The organism is Coprococcus sp. RTP31081st1_H1_RTP31081_211007 (genome assembly GCF_040227275.1).
Classification (GTDB): Bacteria; Bacillota; Clostridia; order Lachnospirales; family Lachnospiraceae; genus Coprococcus; species Coprococcus aceti.
This window is the reverse complement of the sequence record NZ_JBEHVP010000001.1, coordinates 410,245-426,786: the sequence shown is the minus strand read 5'-3', so window position 1 is coordinate 426,786 and position 16,542 is coordinate 410,245. Positions and strand designations below refer to the sequence as shown.

14 protein-coding genes are annotated in these 16,542 nt (G+C 42.7%); 11 read left to right on the top strand and 3 right to left on the bottom strand.

Annotated elements, in window-relative coordinates:
* Window positions 1–39 precede the first annotated feature (39 nt).
* Window positions 40–1,446, bottom strand: coding sequence for a MocR-like pyridoxine biosynthesis transcription factor PdxR (gene pdxR, locus ABUA31_RS01845; protein WP_015534136.1), 1,407 nt, complete (start codon window positions 1,444–1,446; stop codon window positions 40–42).
* 346 nt (window positions 1,447–1,792) lie between these two features.
* On the opposite strand from pdxR, the gene ABUA31_RS01840 reads away from it, so the two are divergent.
* The 6 genes from ABUA31_RS01840 to ABUA31_RS01815 all read left to right on the top strand — a co-directional run bounded on the left by ABUA31_RS01840 (window position 1,793) and on the right by ABUA31_RS01815 (window position 10,157).
* Window positions 1,793–3,190 carry a glycine--tRNA ligase gene (locus ABUA31_RS01840; RefSeq protein WP_022057995.1) on the top strand — a complete coding sequence of 466 codons (1,398 nt, stop codon included), beginning with the start codon at window positions 1,793–1,795 and terminating at the stop codon, window positions 3,188–3,190.
* A 53-nt stretch (window positions 3,191–3,243) separates the two neighbouring features.
* Window positions 3,244–4,488, top strand: coding sequence for an aspartate aminotransferase family protein (locus ABUA31_RS01835; protein ID WP_022216005.1), 1,245 nt, complete (start codon window positions 3,244–3,246; stop codon window positions 4,486–4,488).
* 436 nt (window positions 4,489–4,924) lie between these two features.
* A complete protein-coding gene (gene ppdK / locus ABUA31_RS01830) occupies window positions 4,925–7,561 on the top strand; it encodes a pyruvate, phosphate dikinase (protein WP_015534133.1) in 2,637 nt (878 codons plus the stop codon).
* 198 nt (window positions 7,562–7,759) lie between these two features.
* The gene (locus tag ABUA31_RS01825) at window positions 7,760–8,707 is read left to right on the top strand and encodes a cation diffusion facilitator family transporter (protein WP_055144244.1); all 948 of its coding nucleotides are present in this window, start codon (window positions 7,760–7,762) and stop codon (window positions 8,705–8,707) included.
* A gap of 49 nt (window positions 8,708–8,756) precedes the next feature.
* Window positions 8,757–9,524 carry an alpha/beta fold hydrolase gene (locus ABUA31_RS01820; protein WP_055222776.1) on the top strand — a complete coding sequence of 256 codons (768 nt, stop codon included), beginning with the start codon at window positions 8,757–8,759 and terminating at the stop codon, window positions 9,522–9,524.
* 75 nt (window positions 9,525–9,599) lie between these two features.
* The gene (locus tag ABUA31_RS01815) at window positions 9,600–10,157 is read left to right on the top strand and encodes a phosphohydrolase (protein ID WP_349818402.1); all 558 of its coding nucleotides are present in this window, start codon (window positions 9,600–9,602) and stop codon (window positions 10,155–10,157) included.
* A 109-nt stretch (window positions 10,158–10,266) separates the two neighbouring features.
* Here ABUA31_RS01815 and ABUA31_RS01810 read toward each other — a convergent pair whose 3' ends face one another.
* Window positions 10,267–10,392: a hypothetical protein gene (locus tag ABUA31_RS01810; RefSeq protein ID WP_270227155.1), complete on the bottom strand. Its 126-nt coding sequence runs from the start codon at window positions 10,390–10,392 to the stop codon at window positions 10,267–10,269.
* Window positions 10,393–10,518: 126 nt separating this feature from the next.
* Between ABUA31_RS01810 and ABUA31_RS01805 the strand changes: the two genes are divergently transcribed.
* The 5 genes from ABUA31_RS01805 (at window position 10,519) to ftsH (ending at window position 15,697) form a co-directional block, all read left to right on the top strand.
* Entirely contained in the window at window positions 10,519–11,373 is an 855-nt protein-coding gene (locus tag ABUA31_RS01805) for a hypothetical protein (RefSeq protein ID WP_161171961.1), read from the top strand.
* A 21-nt stretch (window positions 11,374–11,394) separates the two neighbouring features.
* A complete protein-coding gene (locus ABUA31_RS01800) occupies window positions 11,395–11,616 on the top strand; it encodes a helix-turn-helix domain-containing protein (RefSeq protein ID WP_055222763.1) in 222 nt (73 codons plus the stop codon).
* 16 nt (window positions 11,617–11,632) lie between these two features.
* Window positions 11,633–12,589, top strand: a complete 957-nt coding sequence (locus tag ABUA31_RS01795; protein ID WP_349818401.1) for a hypothetical protein — start codon at window positions 11,633–11,635, stop codon at window positions 12,587–12,589.
* Between the two features lie 167 nt (window positions 12,590–12,756).
* A complete protein-coding gene (locus ABUA31_RS01790; protein ID WP_055222759.1) occupies window positions 12,757–13,602 on the top strand; it encodes a TIGR02452 family protein in 846 nt (281 codons plus the stop codon).
* Between the two features lie 274 nt (window positions 13,603–13,876).
* Complete coding sequence (gene ftsH, locus ABUA31_RS01785) at window positions 13,877–15,697, top strand: ATP-dependent zinc metalloprotease FtsH (RefSeq protein WP_173794490.1); 1,821 nt, start codon at window positions 13,877–13,879, stop codon at window positions 15,695–15,697.
* A gap of 98 nt (window positions 15,698–15,795) precedes the next feature.
* On the opposite strand, the gene ABUA31_RS01780 is transcribed toward ftsH, so the two are convergent.
* On the bottom strand, window positions 15,796–16,491 hold the full coding sequence (locus tag ABUA31_RS01780; protein WP_004854105.1) for a Crp/Fnr family transcriptional regulator: 696 nt from the start codon (window positions 16,489–16,491) through the stop codon (window positions 15,796–15,798).
* Between the last annotated feature and the right edge of the window lie 51 nt (window positions 16,492–16,542).

The window sequence follows — 16,542 nt, the reverse complement described above, 5'->3', positions numbered from 1 at the left end:
ATTCTCTTCTTTTTGTATATTACCTGTCTAAAATACAAATCACAGAGAGTGTATTATTTTAGAGAACGCCTTCATCGCGCCGGGAAGTTTTTCATATGGTATGGCGCTGAAACCAAACAGAAGCTGGTTCTCAGGACAGAGATTCTTTCTTATCCAGAATGGTTCTGTGGAGAAGATTCGTATGCCTTTCTGTTCAAAAGCTGATATGAGCTCTGTCTGGGTAAGCTTTGAGTTCTTAACCTCTGCCACAAAGTGGAGACCGGCTCCGGCACCATACATGATCACATCATCTTCAAGATTCTGTTTCACATAATTCAATATATAATCATGCTTCTTTTTATAGTGATTCTTCATGGCGCCTATGTGGCGCTGATAATTACCACTCTGTATAAATTCAATAAGTGCAAGCTGCAGAACCGTTGGAACTGTGCAGTTGGTGTGTGAATATCTGGATTCATATGCCTTCATCAGATCTGCTGGAAGCACCATATATGATATTCGAAGATCCGGTGACATGGATTTGGAAAATGTCCCGAGATATATAGTGTGGTCGCTGTTATCGATGGATTGCAGGGATGGAATTGGTCTGCTTTGGTATCTGAGCTCGCTGTCGTAATCATCCTCGATGATATAACTTCCCGATTGAGCCGCCCACTCTATGAGCTCTAGCCTCTTGCTGATAGGCAATATGCTTCCCATAGGGAATTGGTGGGATGGGGTCACATATAACAGCGTGTCTCTGAGCCTCTGTATATGGTCTATTGATACACCGTCATTCTCAAGAGGTATGGGGATGATCCTGAACGGACTCTGGCTGACGATCTCCCATGTTCCGTTGTAGCCAGGGTCCTCTATGGCAAATGAATAGTCTGACGGACTGAATATATGCGTGATTATATCTATTGATCTCTGGTGGCCGCTCGTGAGAATGATCTGCTCCGGTGTGCAGTTTACACCTCTGGACATGTACAGATATTCGGTGATAAGACTGCGGAGGGTGTAACTTCCCTGTGACATCTGGTAGGAGGCGGTATCGGCCATGGATATCATGTCCCAGGCGTTCATAAGGCATTTGCGCCATGCCCTGGAGTGATAGCAGTTGTAGTCCAGATTGCCGTAGCTGAACGTGTAGTCAAATGTCTTTCCTGATTGTCTGGAAGAATGCTGTATATTGTGGCTTTGTCTTGGCTTTTTGTCCGGAGAAAATGCAGAGATGTTCTCAACATAGTAGCCTGAGCCTGTCACGGAGCGTATATATCCTTCAAGTTCAAGCTGGTTGTAAGCAGATACTACTGTGTTGCGGCTCAGTTTATGTTCGGCGGCTAGCTGCCTTGTTGCAGGGAGCTTTTCACCTGCAGCATAGTGCTCATTAAGTATCTCGGATTTCATTTGTTCATATAATTGTTCGTATAGAGACTTATCGGAGGCCTTGTCTATTGATATCATTTCCGTGTTCCTTTCCTGCATATTATAAGCGTTAAAAATACCTTGTATCATTGGATATTTGCGTATTACTTGATTTGTTCATATTCCAATACTGCAAATTGGAACTATAAAAATACTTGAAATTGGAACTTTAGAAAGAACCAATCTGGTGCTATTATACAAGAGTCATAGCGAGTAAGCAATAAGAAGAAGTCATAAGGTGATGTCTGACGGCACAAATTATAGTAGCTTTGTATAAATAATATTACAAAATATGCCGTGAACCTTGCAAAAATATTTGAATGAGTATAAAATAAGGCGGATAGAGTGAAAAAATGCAAATTCGAATATGATTTGGAGGATTACAATGGAAAAGACATTAGACAAGATCGTTGCATTGGCAAAGAGCAGAGGATTTGTTTATCCAGGTTCAGAGATTTACGGTGGTCTCGCAAATACATGGGACTATGGTAATCTCGGAGTTGAACTCAAGAACAATGTTAAGAGAGCATGGTGGAAGAAATTCATCCAGGAGAACCCTTACAATGTAGGAGTTGACTGTGCTATCCTTATGAACCCACAGACATGGGTTGCTTCAGGCCACCTTGGAGGATTTGCTGATCCTCTTATGGATTGCAAAGAGTGTCATGAGAGATTCCGTGCAGATAAACTTATAGAGGACTTTATGGCTGAAAACGGAGTTGTTCCAGAGGGCGCAGTAGACGGATGGAGCAACGAGCAGATGGAAGAGTACGTTGAGAAGAACAATATCTGCTGTCCAACATGTGGTAAGCACAACTTCACAGGCATCAGACAGTTCAACCTTATGTTCAAGACATTCCAGGGTGTAACTGAGGATGCCAAGAACACTGTATACCTGAGACCGGAGACTGCACAGGGTATATTTGTCAACTTCAAGAATGTACAGAGAACTTCAAGAAAGAAGGTTCCATTTGGAATTGGCCAGATAGGAAAGTCATTCAGAAATGAGATAACACCTGGTAACTTCACATTCAGAACAAGAGAGTTCGAGCAGATGGAGCTTGAGTTCTTCTGCAAGCCGGGTACAGATATGGAGTGGTTTGAGTACTGGAGAAGCTTCTGTATCAACTGGCTCAAGGATCTCGGAATCAAGGATGATGAGATGAGAGCCCGTGACCATTCACCTGAGGAGCTTTGTTTCTACTCCAAGGGAACAACAGATATCGAGTATTTATTCCCATTTGGATGGGGTGAGCTCTGGGGAATCGCTGACAGAACAGATTACGATCTGACACAGCACCAGAATACATCAGGAGAGTCCATGGAGTACTTCGATGACGAGACAAAGGAGAAGTACATTCCATATGTAATCGAGCCATCACTTGGTGCTGACCGTGTTACACTGGCATTCCTGTGTGCTGCATATGACGAGGAGAACATCGGAACAGAGGAGAAGCCAGACATCCGTACAGTCCTTCATTTCCACCCACAGCTTGCACCGGTTAAGATCGGTGTGCTTCCACTTTCCAAGAAGCTCAACGAGGGTGCAGAGAAGATTTATGCAGAGCTTTCAAAGTACTACAACTGTGAGTTCGATGACAGAGGCAACATAGGTAAGAGATATAGAAGACAGGATGAGATAGGAACACCGTTCTGTGTAACATATGATTTCGATTCTGTTGAGGATGGAGCAGTCACAGTTCGTGACAGAGATACCATGGAGCAGGAGAGAGTCAAGATTGAAGATCTGAAGGCTTACTTTGAGAAGAAATTTGAATATTAATTGATGGTGTGACCGGAGATAATACGGGACACTGAATTACAGGAGGCATTAAGATGCATAGTAAAGAGTTATTTTCAGAATACGAGGCAAATGTAAGATCGTACAGCAGAAGTTTCCCAGAGATATTTACAAAGGCCAAGGGAGCCAAGATGTATGACGAGAATGGTAAGGAGTATATAGACTTCTTCGCAGGAGCAGGCGCGCTGAACTATGGTCATAACAATGATTATATAAAGGAGAAGGTTATCGATTACATCCAGAGCGATGGAATCATGCATTCTCTTGACATGATGACAGCACCAAAGGCTGAATTCATCGAGTTTTTTGAGAAAAAGGTCCTTGAGCCTAGAGGACTTGATTACAAGATCATGTTCGCAGGTCCTACAGGAACAAATGCAGTTGAGTCACTCTTAAAGCTTGCACGTAAGGTCAAGAAGAGAGAGATGATCTGGGCATATATGGGTTGTTTCCATGGTATGACACTTGGCTCAATATCACTTACAAGTGATGCTGCAAGCCGTGCAGGAGCAGGCGTTGGACTTGACAACGTATACCACATTCCAGCTCCTTACATGTTCCCAGAGCTTGATACGATCAAGTTCATGCAGACACTTCTTGATGACGATCACTCAGGTGTTGAGAAGCCTGCAGCAATCTTTATCGAGACAGTACAGGCAGATGGTGGTGTAAATGTATTCTCAGTAGAGTACCTCAAGGCACTCCGTGAGTTCTGTGATAAGAACGATATCCTTATGGTTGTTGATGACGTACAGGTAGGCTGTGCAAGAACAGGTACATTCTTCTCATTTGAGAGAGCAGGAATCAAGCCTGATATGTTCTCACTTTCAAAGTCAATCGGCGGATACCCATTCCCTATGGGACTTGCAATGTTCAAGCCGGAGTATGATCTCTGGAAGCCGGGTGAGCATTCAGGTACATTCCGTGGAATCCAGCTCTCAATGGTGGCTGCAAAGGCAGGACTTGAGTTCATGCTTGACAACAACATCGAGGCAGAGACAAGACGTAAGGGCGAGATAGTTAGAGAGTATCTTGAGAAGAATATAGACGGCGATCCAAATGTAATTGCAACACGTGGTATCGGACTCCTCTGGGGCGTAGAGGTTAAGGACGATGCAACAGCAGGTGCCATCACAGCAAGAGCTTTCAAGAAGGGTCTTGTAATAGAGAGAGCTGGCCGTGACAACGCGGTCATCAAGATCATGCCACCACTTATCATCTCAGATGAGGATCTTATTGCAGGTCTTGATATTCTCAAGGCAGCTATTGATGGTGAGTAATTTGTAATTTAATGAGCATTGTGACAGTTGTAATTGCGCAAGACTGATATAATGCGAATATCCACATGAAGCCGATAGGCGACATGATATAAAGTTAAACATAGGCTGCGGAGTTTTCCGCAGCCTATGTTTTTGGTGGGATGAATAGGGCTGTGCGGGCAGTTTGCCAATTTGGAAATTTTTGAATACTGGTCAGCGAAGATCAGTTGCCGGTCTGTTTCAGGTCGGCACACAAATGTTGCTGTAATTAAGCGTAATATAATGGAATATACATATAATTCAACTATATGTAAAAATGGACTGGTTTATACACAAAATATAGAAAAAAGAGTTTGCTAATGTTGACATATATGTTATAATCAGTCTAGCGCGTGTGGAGACTTCACGGGGACTTCACACCATGAAATATAAAGTTTACGTAGGAGGTAACAAACAAATGGCAAACAAGTGGGTTTATATGTTTAGCGAAGGCGACATGACCATGCGTAATCTTCTCGGTGGTAAGGGTGCAAACCTTGCAGAGATGACAGCAATTGGTCTTCCAGTTCCACAGGGTTTCACAATTACAACAGAGGCTTGTACTCAGTACTATGAGGATGGCCGTAAGATCAATGACGAGATCATGGCTCAGGCTATGGATGGCGTTAAGAAGATGGAGGAGATCAACGGCAAGAAGTTCGGAGATCTTGAGAATCCATTACTTGTATCAGTTCGTTCAGGTGCAAGAGCATCTATGCCAGGTATGATGGATACAATCCTTAACCTTGGTCTTAACGATGACGTTGTTGCAGCTATGATAGCACACAACCCAGATCCAGCATTCGAGCGTTTCGTATACGATTCATACAGACGTTTCATCCAGATGTTCTCAGACGTTGTTATGGAAGTTGGTAAGAAGTACTTCGAGCAGCTCATCGACAAGATGAAGGAAGAGAAGGGTGTTAAGTTCGATGTAGAGCTTACAGCACAGGATCTCAAGACACTTGCTGAGCAGTTCAAGGCAGAGTACAAGAACCAGTTAGGAACAGATTTCCCTTCAGACCCAGTTGAGCAGTTAAAGTTAGCTATCGAGGCTGTATTCCGTTCATGGGATAACCCACGTGCGAACGTATACAGAAGAGACAACGATATCCCTTATTCATGGGGTACAGCAGTTAACGTAATGCCTATGGTATTCGGTAACCTGAACAATGAGTCTGGTACAGGTGTTGCATTTACTCGTGACCCTGCAACAGGTGAGAAGAAGCTTATGGGTGAGTTCCTTATCAATGCACAGGGCGAGGACGTTGTTGCCGGTGTTCGTACACCAATGCCAATCGCTCAGATGGAGCAGGAGTTCCCAGATGCTTATGCAGAGTTCATCAAGGTTTGTGAGACTCTTGAGAATCACTACCATGATATGCAGGATATGGAGTTCACAGTTGAGAACAAGAAGCTTTACATGCTTCAGTGTAGAAATGGTAAGAGAACAGCTCAGGCAGCTCTTCAGATCGCTTGTGACCTTGTTGATGAGGGACATAAGACAGAGGAAGAGGCAGTTGCAATGATCGATCCTCGTAACCTTGATACACTTCTTCACCCACAGTTTGATGCAGCAGCTCTTAAGGCAGCTACACCAATGGGCAAGGGACTTGGCGCTTCACCAGGTGCTGCTTGTGGTAAGATCGTATTCACAGCTGACGATGCTGAGGCATGGGCAGCTAGAGGCGAGAAGGTAGTTCTTGTACGTCTTGAGACATCACCAGAGGATATCACAGGTATGAAGTCAGCACAGGGTATTCTTACAGTTCGTGGTGGTATGACATCACACGCTGCAGTTGTTGCCCGTGGTATGGGTACATGCTGTGTATCAGGTTGTGGCGATATCGTTATGGACGAGGAGAACAAGAAGTTCACACTCGCTGGCAAGGAATTCCATGAGGGAGATTACATCTCAATCGATGGTACAACAGGTAACATTTACGATGGAGTTATCAAGACAGTTGATGCTCAGATCGCAGGAACATTCGGCCGTGTTATGGCATGGGCTGATAAGTATAGAACACTTAAGGTTAGAACAAATGCAGATACACCAGCAGATGCTAAGAAGGCACGTGAGCTTGGTGCAGAGGGTATCGGTCTTTGCCGTACAGAGCATATGTTCTTTGATCCAGAGAGAATCGCAGCATTCCGTGAGATGATCTGCTCTGATACAGTAGAAGAGAGAGAGGAAGCTCTTAATAAGATCCTTCCATATCAGCAGGGAGACTTCAAGGCTCTTTATGAGGCACTTGAGGGTAACCCAGTTACTATCAGATTCCTGGATCCACCTCTTCATGAGTTCGTTCCAACAGAGGAGGCTGACATTGAGAAGCTTGCTGCTGCTAAGAACAAGAGCGTTGAGGAGATTAAGGCACTTTGCAACTCACTCCATGAGTTCAACCCTATGATGGGTCACAGAGGATGCCGTCTTGCTGTAACATATCCAGAGATCGCTAAGATGCAGACAAAGGCTGTTATCCGTGCAGCAATCGAGGTTCAGAAGGAGCATCCAGATTGGACAGTTGAGCCAGAGATCATGATCCCACTTGTATGTGAGGTTAAGGAGCTTAAGTACGTTAAGAAGGTAGTTGTTGAGACAGCTGACGCTGAGATCGCTGCTGCTGGCGTAGATCTTAAGTATGAGGTTGGTACAATGATCGAGATCCCAAGAGCAGCTCTTACAGCTGATGAGATCGCTAAGGAAGCTGACTTCTTCTGCTTCGGTACAAACGACCTTACACAGATGACATTCGGATTCTCAAGAGATGATGCTGGTAAGTTCTTAAATGCTTACTATGATGCTAAGATCTTCGAGAACGATCCATTTGCTAAGCTTGATCAGACAGGTGTTGGTAAGCTCATGGATATGGCAGTTAAGCTTGGTAAGCCAGTTAATCCAAAGCTTCACATCGGTATCTGTGGTGAGCACGGTGGAGATCCTTCATCAGTTGAGTTCTGCCACAAGATTGGTCTTGATTATGTATCATGTTCACCATTCAGAGTACCTATCGCTAGACTTGCTGCTGCTCAGGCTGCAATCGCTAACAAGTAGGATTCGGACGAACAGAACTTGTAAGTAATTAGCTTAATAAAGACAATATGAGTCCCTGTAATTGCCATGAGGTGGTTACAGGGACTTTTTTGTAAAAAATATGCATATCCAAAAGGAGAAATCAATAGCCGATACTTGATTATATTATGTACTGATGATATTGTGGTCTATGGAAATTAAACATAGGAAGAATATATAATGAATGAAAGAGATGTAGAAATTAGTAAAAGAGAAGCTAAGAAGAAGGAACGTAGGTCGAGAAAGGACAAGCTTGCAATAGAGAAGAGAATACTTCGTCTGTCTTTTATGGGAAGTGTCTTCTTCATACTTGCGGAGGGCGTGATGGCATGGTATACCCATTCACATTCGCTTTGGACGGACTGCCTGTTCGACTCCGCAGATCTGGTCATGATAGGACCATTTATGGTGCTGGTTCCGCTTCTGTATAAACCTGTGACAGAGAAACATCCATATGGCTATGCCCAGGTGGAATCACTTTTCCTCCTTGTGAAGTACAGTGTATTACTTGCACTCACATGTAATCTCATGGTTGAGAATATAAAGCTGTTGTTTCATGGTGGACATGAGGTAGATGCGGGGAGCATAGCGGTATTCGAATTTCTTGTATGTGTATGTTGTGCGGTTATGTATGCGATACTTGGTCATTACAGTAAGAAATATGAGTCTACAACTATTAAAGCGGAGTTGTATATGTGGAAGCTTGACGTAATAAGCAGTATGGGAGTTGCTGTAGCATTTGCGGTACAGACTGCTCTGTTGCATACAAACCTGCGTTTTATTACCCCTTATATTGATCCGGCTGTAGCGGTGGTTATGGCACTTCTTCTTATAAAAGAGCCGGTGTGCGAGATATTTCAGAGTATCAAGAATCTTATTCTTTTTGCTCCGGAGGAAGAGACGCTTAGTCAGATACGAGCCATAGTGGATCAGCATATGAAGGATTACCCATATGAGGTCACTTTTCTGGATGTCATCCAGACCGGGCGGAAGCTGTGGGTTGAGGTATATATAGGAAATCAGACGGATGTGATACATATAAGTATCATTCATAAGGTGAGAGACGAGATAAAACAGGAGCTAAGGGATAAGTATGATCAGGTGTATATAGAGGTCATACCAGATTGATAGTAAAGCTGTAATACAAAATACAAATGATCAAGGGGATGCAAGGATATTGTTACATTATGAAGTTTTTGAAAGTTCATGTGATACCGATAGATATATAGTTCTGCTTCATGGATTTGGAGGAAACAACAGGGTATGGAAGAAGCAGATTCCCTTGCTTCAGAAGAAGTTTAATGTTCTGGCGATAACTTTGCCAAGTCATGGAGACAGTGAACTAAAATTGTCCAAGATGGGAAGTACGCTGGATGTTGTCGTGGGTGAGATAACACAGGTGCTTGATGAGCGGGGGATACAGCGAGCTGTTTTTATGGGTGTATCACTTGGAACTATATTTATCAAATATATGGAGATGAGATGCGGAAGTTACATAGATAAAGCAATACTTGTGGGTGCGCTTGGCACGGTTGGAAAACCACTCAGGCGTGCTGTCAATGTCTTTGCTAAGATAGGTGACAAACTTCCATTTCCTGTTGTCTACAGAATAATGGCAAAGTTATTTATGCCATGGAAAGTCAGCAAGACAAGCAGGAAGGTGTTCTGCAAATGTGCCAAGGCATTAAACAGTCAGGAATTTAAGGCGTATATGAATATTTTTATTGAGCATTTTTCACTTTGTGACGAGTTCGTGAGCAGATTACACGAGGAGAATGTATATATTTCCGGGCGTGGTGATCTATGTTTTATAAATGGAATCGTGGAGGAAGCTGATTTGACAGATGCGGAGCTGATAATAATAGAGCATTGTGGTCACGTGTGCAACATAGATCAGAGCAGACAATTCAATGATATTATTTCTGAATTGCTAGACATTGAATGAATTAAAAGTGGAATATGATACGACAAGGATATACTATCTTAAAATGCTGATAAATAAGGATAAGGAGACTGTGATATGGCAACGATGAACACGTATACAGGAAACAAAATAGATCCGATGAATATGACAGCTTCAGACATATCAATACAGGATATAGCGCATGCGTTAAGCCTCACGTGCCGCGGTGGAGGGCATGTGTCCTATTTCTTTTCTGTGGCACAGCACTCCATCAACTGTATGAATGAGGCGAAGGCAAGGGGATGGTCAGAGCGGTTACAGCTTGCCTGTCTGTTGCACGATGCCAGCGAGGCGTATATATCAGACATAATCAGACCGGTAAAAGCGCATTTGTCCAATTATCTTGAGATAGAGAGTTCGATCATGAACGTTATACTTGAGCAATTTGGACTTGCTGATCTGAGCGAAGAAGAAAATGCTATGTGGAAACAGATAGATGATGAGATGATGAATTTCGAACTTAAGAATCTGATGAAAGGCGAGGAGTACAGGAATACGGACAACCTTAGTTCAGTCCCTGCTGAGGCCGAAAGACCATGGCGAGAAGTGGAAGATGAATTTGAGGCTGAATGTAAGAAACTTATAGAGAAAATGTCAGATCAGACCGGCAAGTAGTCGATAGTGAATAGTTATTTTTAATTACAAAAATGTATGATAATACCTCCCAGGCGGATGATGGAAATATAACAATCTGCCTGGGAGGTATTTGTTTTGACAATTATGATCAGATGTTGTCAAAGTATCCGACATAGTCGACCTTGTATGGTCCATCTGGGAAAAGGTATTCATACAGATCTATGAAATAGTCATCGGTCATGCTGGCGATGAAGTCGAATATACGGAGACACATTTTGTATCAACTGTAATTAATTATCGAAAAACAATAATAATTATTGACAAACGATAATTCTATGGTACTATACAAGTAAGATAATTATCGTGAAACAATAATTTTTACATTGGATTGGAGGCTGCTATGGTTAATGGTATTTTAAATATATTTGCGTATATTGCGGTGTGGCTAAGGAATATGTCACTTGCAGGAGGAGGCCAGAACGCATTTGCAATATTTATGTTCTGCCTGATAGGATGTATGCCACTTGCTGGATTCATCGTGCTCTGTATAAGAAATAGAAAAATTGATGCTGACTACCTGTTGCTGGGACTTTCGGCGGTGCTTTTCATAGGAATATATATGATGATAAATCCAGGGTATGTCATAGATGGAAATGCTCTGGTAACTTCAGATATGCTGAATCTTGCAATAAGCTCAGTGATATGGTCGGTGCTGGCATGTTATGCTGTGCTCAGGATCGTGGAGAGTATAGACAAGGCGGATAGCACTCAGATAGTAGAAATCATCAAGAAGATAATAGGTGTGATAGTGGTATTCACAGCTTTTGTGATTGTCTGTGTGTCACTGCCGGAGCTTGTCAGAACAAATCGGACAAATGCCGGTGCTATGCCTGGTGATGCCGGATGGGCAGTGATCCTGTTTATTTTCCAGCTTGTAAATGCTGCTCTTGTCATATGGGTTCTGATCAGGGGATACAGGCTTTGCAACAGCATAATAGAAAATGAGTATTCGGATGAAACAATCCATATGGCAGAGAGACTTTCAAAGACGAGCAAGAGTGCAATATCAGTCATGGTGATTCTGGAACTCTCGAAGAATGTGCTTCAGCTTTTTATCATGACGACTCTTTCAAATGCAGATTTCAAGATATCACTTCCATTATATGAGCTGATAATACTCGTCGTTGCGTATATGGGTGTCAGAAACCTTGCTAAGACAAAAGCGATAAAAGAAGAAAATGATTCATATATATAGAATTTGAGGTGACGTGTAGGGATGGCGATCAAAGTAACTCTGGACAGGGTTTTAAAAGAGAATAATATGACATCGAAGGAACTTTGCAAACTAGTGGGGATAACAGAGGCAAATCTGTCGGTTCTCAGAAGCGGGAAAGCAAAGGGGGTGCGGTTTACCACGATCAACAAGATATGTTATTACCTGCACTGCGATGTTGGAGACATATTGACATTTGATGGTGAACTTATAGAAGAAGACTAAGGAGGCGGGAGTTGTGATGAAAGTTATCAGGGGTAAGAAAACAGACAGGAAATCAGGTGAGACACATAGAGTGATACGAAAGAGCAATTTGGCTGCTGTGGGTATTATTGGAATACTTGGATCATGTATGCTGACAGGCTGTTCGCTTGCGGACAAAGAAATGACTGAAACAGATGAGAGAGATTCACTGGTTGGAGTATTTGTAACAACAGAAAGGCTTGGGACAGTTACCGATGTTTCGTGCGAAATCGATATTGATGCAGGTACACTTAAGATAACAGATGAAGACATTGATGTTGACGGATGTTATATGATCTATGCCAGATCAGGCGAGGGGGAAGATATGTACGAGACTCTGGTATCTGATGGTATAAGTGTTGGAACAAACAATGTTGGGTATAATGAGAATGCAGATGGAAGTGTCACCAGAAGCCGGACAGTGAACGGATGTGTGTACTATGATCTGGACAATAAGGATAGCTATGCAGACTCAGATGGTGATGTGGGAATAATCCTCAATAAGGTATATGAGAAAACAGATGGAACATATTATATAACGAGTGGCAGCTCAATGGGGTGTGCGGCCACGGATCAGACTGCAGAGAACGGCTCAGGTGCAATGGATGTAAAAGAGTCGTATAAGACGACTTCGTTATCGGGTAGTGAAAGTTCGTCAAGTGATGAAAACGAAATGGTCATACATGTGGAATGGAAGTTTGAACGAGCAGGAGAAAAGTATACATTTACAGCTATGTCTGAGAATAACAAAGAGCTGGACGCCAAAACCTATGATGTTGGGGATATACCAGATACAATAAAGTTTGACTGTGACTGGCAGTATGTGATCGTGTCCTATGCGGATGTGACTGGTAAGATGCATAGTTCATTCGTGGATAAAGAAGATTCAGTGTATGAATATAGTGTGAGCACTGGCAAATTCTTCCTGGATACAGGCGTAGTTGAGATAGAATAACAGGTGAATATTAATTTAAGATTAAACCACAGGGATATGGTAAATTGGTTCCCTGTGGTTTAAAATTATGACTAGAGAAAATGAATGAAATTGAAAAACGAGAACATTTAGCGTGGGCATATTATCATAATTTCATGTATGACAGTGAGAATTAAGGAGGATTACAGATGGATCGCAAAGAGATGAACAAAATTATATTTCAGAATACAGAGTATATGTGCAAGACGGATGCTGCATTGTCAGATGCTACAAAGAAATCAGTGTCAGGGCAGCGATTTATTGCAGAAAGTGAGAAGATTCCGGGACTTAATCTTAATATTTATAAGAAACAGACCAGGATTGTGGTATCCAGAAAGAGAACATATGAGGCAGCGGCATATTATAAGGGACAGCATGTTGCTGTGCATAACTTTGCATCGGCGGTAAATCCGGGTGGCGGAGTTGTATATGGAGCGAGTGCACAGGAGGAATGTCTCTGCAGATGTTCTAATCTGTATTTCTGTTTGAACACTCCTGATATGTGGGGAATGTTCTATACTCCTCACAGAGCGGCAAAAGATCCTATACACAATGATGATATTATATACACACCTGGTATAGTGGTGTTTAAGACGGATACAGATCTGCCGGAACTCATGGAGCAAAAGGACTGGTATAAAGCGGATGTGATCACATGTGCTGCGCCGAATCTACGGGAAATTCCAGGAAATATTTATAACTGTGAGAATGGTGCAAGCGCAGCGGGAGTAAGCAATTATGACCTTCAGATTATTCATGAGAAAAGACTCAGAAGGATACTTGACAGCGCAGTTATGAACCATGCGGACACAGTGATACTCGGTGCATTTGGCTGTGGTGCATTCCGCAACGATCCTCATGCGGTGGCATCAGCTGCTGCAAATGTTCTAAGTGATTATATATACGCATTTGAGAATATCGAGTTTGCTGTATACTGCAGACCAAATGATGATTTCAATTACAGGGTGTTTAACAGCGTATTAAGTTCATTGTAAATGAAATTTGTGCCTATGGTGCATACCATCATGCTATGAGGGCGGCGATGTAGATATAAGAAGATGAGCAGGAAATGACAAGAGTCTTGATTACAGGATTAGTGTCAATGAGAAAATAGTGAAAGATTATTAAAAGAATTATACAAATTTTAGAAATAATTAATTGAATAAATCCTCCTTGTGATATAAGGTTAGAATAATATATATGATAATGGCGTTTCTGTATTGTGTCAGACATATATATCCTAAAAAATATCACAAGGAGGATTTTTATATGAAAGAAGTAAAACAGCCAAAGAAGCCGCTGATATTTTATTATCTGATAGTGCTTATCATAATAATGGTTCTCAATTTCATATTTGTCCCATGGTTTGCTGAGAGAAGTATAGAGGAGGTGGACTATGGTACGTTCATATCCATGACAGATGACAAGAAGATCGATGAGGTAGACATTGAGGCACAGTCAAATGTCATCTATTTTACAGGCAAAGATGACAAGAAGGTGTATAAGACTGCTATGGTGAGTGATGAGAACTTAACCGAGCGACTTTACAAGTCGGGAGCCAAGTTCTCAGGTCAGGAGATCAAGCAGACATCACCGATACTCAGTTTTATACTCAGTTGGATCGTGCCTATACTTATATTCACATTACTTGGAAGAATGCTTGCCAATCAGATGATGAAGCACGCCGGAGGCGGCAAGAATTCCATGATGTTTGGAATGGGCAAGAGTAATGCGAAGATATATGTTAATTCCACAGAGGGAATAAAGTTTACAGATGTCGCCGGAGAGGATGAGGCGAAGGAGAATTTGACTGAGATAGTTGAGTATCTTCACAATCCTGGAAAGTACAAGGAGATCGGCGCTTCCATGCCAAAGGGTATTCTTCTTGTGGGTCCTCCGGGAACAGGTAAGACCATGCTTGCCAAGGCTGTAGCCGGAGAGGCGAATGTACCTTTCTTCTCAATGTCCGGTTCAGAGTTCGTTGAGATGTTCGTAGGTATGGGTGCTTCAAAGGTAAGGGATTTGTTCCAGCAGGCAAAGGAAAAGGCTCCATGTATAGTGTTCATCGATGAGATAGATGCCATAGGTAAGAGGAGAGACGGGCAGATAGGCGGCAATGATGAGCGTGAGCAGACACTTAACCAGCTTCTCACCGAGATGGATGGATTCGAGGGCAACAATGGTGTCATCATCCTTGCAGCAACCAACAGACCGGATTCACTTGATCCTGCACTGCTCAGACCGGGAAGATTTGACAGACGAGTACCTGTGGAACTTCCGGATCTCAAGGGACGTGAGGATATACTTAAGGTTCACGCCAAGAAGGTCAAGATAGGAGACAATGTAGACTTCAATAAGATAGCCAGAATGGCATCAGGAGCATCTGGCGCCGAGCTTGCAAATATTGTAAATGAGGCGGCGCTCAGGGCTGTCAGAGCCGGCAGAGGCTTCGTGACACAGGCCGATATGGAAGAGAGCATAGAGGTCGTAATTGCAGGTTACCAGAGAAAAAATGCGATACTTACAGACAAGGAGAAGCTTGTCGTGTCATACCATGAGATTGGACATGCGCTTGTAGCTGCCAAGCAGACTGATTCAGCGCCTGTCCAGAAGATAACCATAGTTCCGAGAACATCAGGAGCTCTTGGTTACACCATGCAGGTGGATGAGGGTAATCACTATCTTATGACCAAGGAAGAGATTGAGAATAAGATCGCCACACTCACAGGCGGAAGAGCTGCAGAGGAGATAGTATTTGGATCTATTACAACGGGAGCCTCCAACGATATAGAACAGGCAACAAAGCTTGCAAGAGCTATGATAACCAAATACGGAATGAGCAAAGATTTTGATATGGTAGCCATGGAGGTAGAAACTAACAAATACCTTGGCGGTGATTCATCACTTTCGTGCTCGGCAGAGACGCAGACACTCATAGACAAGAAGGTTGTGGAGCTTATAAGAAAGCAGCATGAGAAGGCGGCAACCATTATCCTCGAGAACAGAGCGAAGCTTGATGAGCTTTCCAATTATCTGTATCAGAAGGAGACGATCACAGGCGAGGAGTTTATGAAGATATTGAATTCATGATTCTCTTAGATATAATTTCAGTTACCGGGTGCTGGCATTTTACAATTCCGCACCCGGTAACCATAAGATAGACTTGTACTGGATTCAGAATAGTAGTATTACGTCAATTCCTCGTGGTCAAGCTCCAACAGTTTGAAATGATTCTTTTTGAACTCTATAAGTCCTTCACTCTGCATGTTGGACAGCTCCTTTGACAGTGCGGTTCTGTCGACATTCAGGTAGTCGGCAAACTGTTCCCTGTTAAATGGGATATCGAACTCAGTTGTTCCAAGAGAGCTGGCAAGTCCTGAGAGATAATAGCTGACACGCTCACGTATCTTCTTTGGCTTTATATAGAAGATATGAAGAGAGAGTGTGAGACTTCTTCTCGATGATAGGAGAAGAAGATTCTTCAGCATCTGCAGATGCCACGGATAACTGTTGTATTTGCCGGACATGATATCCTGTGCGTTGAGCAGGAATACGATAGTAGGCTCTGTTGCTCTTGCGTCGATCATGAGTTTGTGTCCGGACAGGGCGTATGTTTCACCGAACACCTTTCCAGGAAGTGCTGAACTCAGGATACTTTTGGAGCCCCAGTAGTCAACATTCTCAACAATCACCCGGCCTTTGATGACTATTCCAAGCTCCTCGGTTATTTCGCCGGCTTTGAATATAGTGGAGTTGTATCTGTAATAGTGTTCGCGCAGGATCCTGAGATCCATCATGGTTTTGATATCGGCTTCAGAGATTCCTTTAAAAGCCATCATGTTGAGTACCTCAGACAATTGATATTGAGGGATTTTAAGTTTCATACATAACCTCCATCTTATTATTTATTTCTAAGCAGAGCAACAGTCTGCAGC

Excerpts from the sequence above, each read along its gene's own strand:
- ABUA31_RS01780 (WP_004854105.1), bottom strand. The coding sequence starts at position 16,491 with ATGAAACTTAAAATCCCTCAATATCAATTGTCTGAGGTACTCAACATG.
- ABUA31_RS01835 (WP_022216005.1), top strand. The coding sequence starts at position 3,244 with ATGCATAGTAAAGAGTTATTTTCAGAATACGAGGCAAATGTAAGATCG.
- ABUA31_RS01810 (WP_270227155.1), bottom strand. The coding sequence starts at position 10,392 with ATGTGTCTCCGTATATTCGACTTCATCGCCAGCATGACCGATGACTAT.
- pdxR (WP_015534136.1), bottom strand. The coding sequence starts at position 1,446 with ATGATATCAATAGACAAGGCCTCCGATAAGTCTCTATACGAACAATTA.
- ABUA31_RS01790 (WP_055222759.1), top strand. The coding sequence starts at position 12,757 with ATGGATCGCAAAGAGATGAACAAAATTATATTTCAGAATACAGAGTAT.
- ABUA31_RS01795 (WP_349818401.1), top strand. The coding sequence starts at position 11,633 with ATGAAAGTTATCAGGGGTAAGAAAACAGACAGGAAATCAGGTGAGACA.
- ABUA31_RS01805 (WP_161171961.1), top strand. The coding sequence starts at position 10,519 with ATGGTTAATGGTATTTTAAATATATTTGCGTATATTGCGGTGTGGCTA.
- ftsH (WP_173794490.1), top strand. The coding sequence starts at position 13,877 with ATGAAAGAAGTAAAACAGCCAAAGAAGCCGCTGATATTTTATTATCTG.
- ABUA31_RS01800 (WP_055222763.1), top strand. The coding sequence starts at position 11,395 with ATGGCGATCAAAGTAACTCTGGACAGGGTTTTAAAAGAGAATAATATG.
- ABUA31_RS01825 (WP_055144244.1), top strand. The coding sequence starts at position 7,760 with ATGAATGAAAGAGATGTAGAAATTAGTAAAAGAGAAGCTAAGAAGAAG.
- ABUA31_RS01840 (WP_022057995.1), top strand. The coding sequence starts at position 1,793 with ATGGAAAAGACATTAGACAAGATCGTTGCATTGGCAAAGAGCAGAGGA.
- ppdK (WP_015534133.1), top strand. The coding sequence starts at position 4,925 with ATGGCAAACAAGTGGGTTTATATGTTTAGCGAAGGCGACATGACCATG.
- ABUA31_RS01815 (WP_349818402.1), top strand. The coding sequence starts at position 9,600 with ATGGCAACGATGAACACGTATACAGGAAACAAAATAGATCCGATGAAT.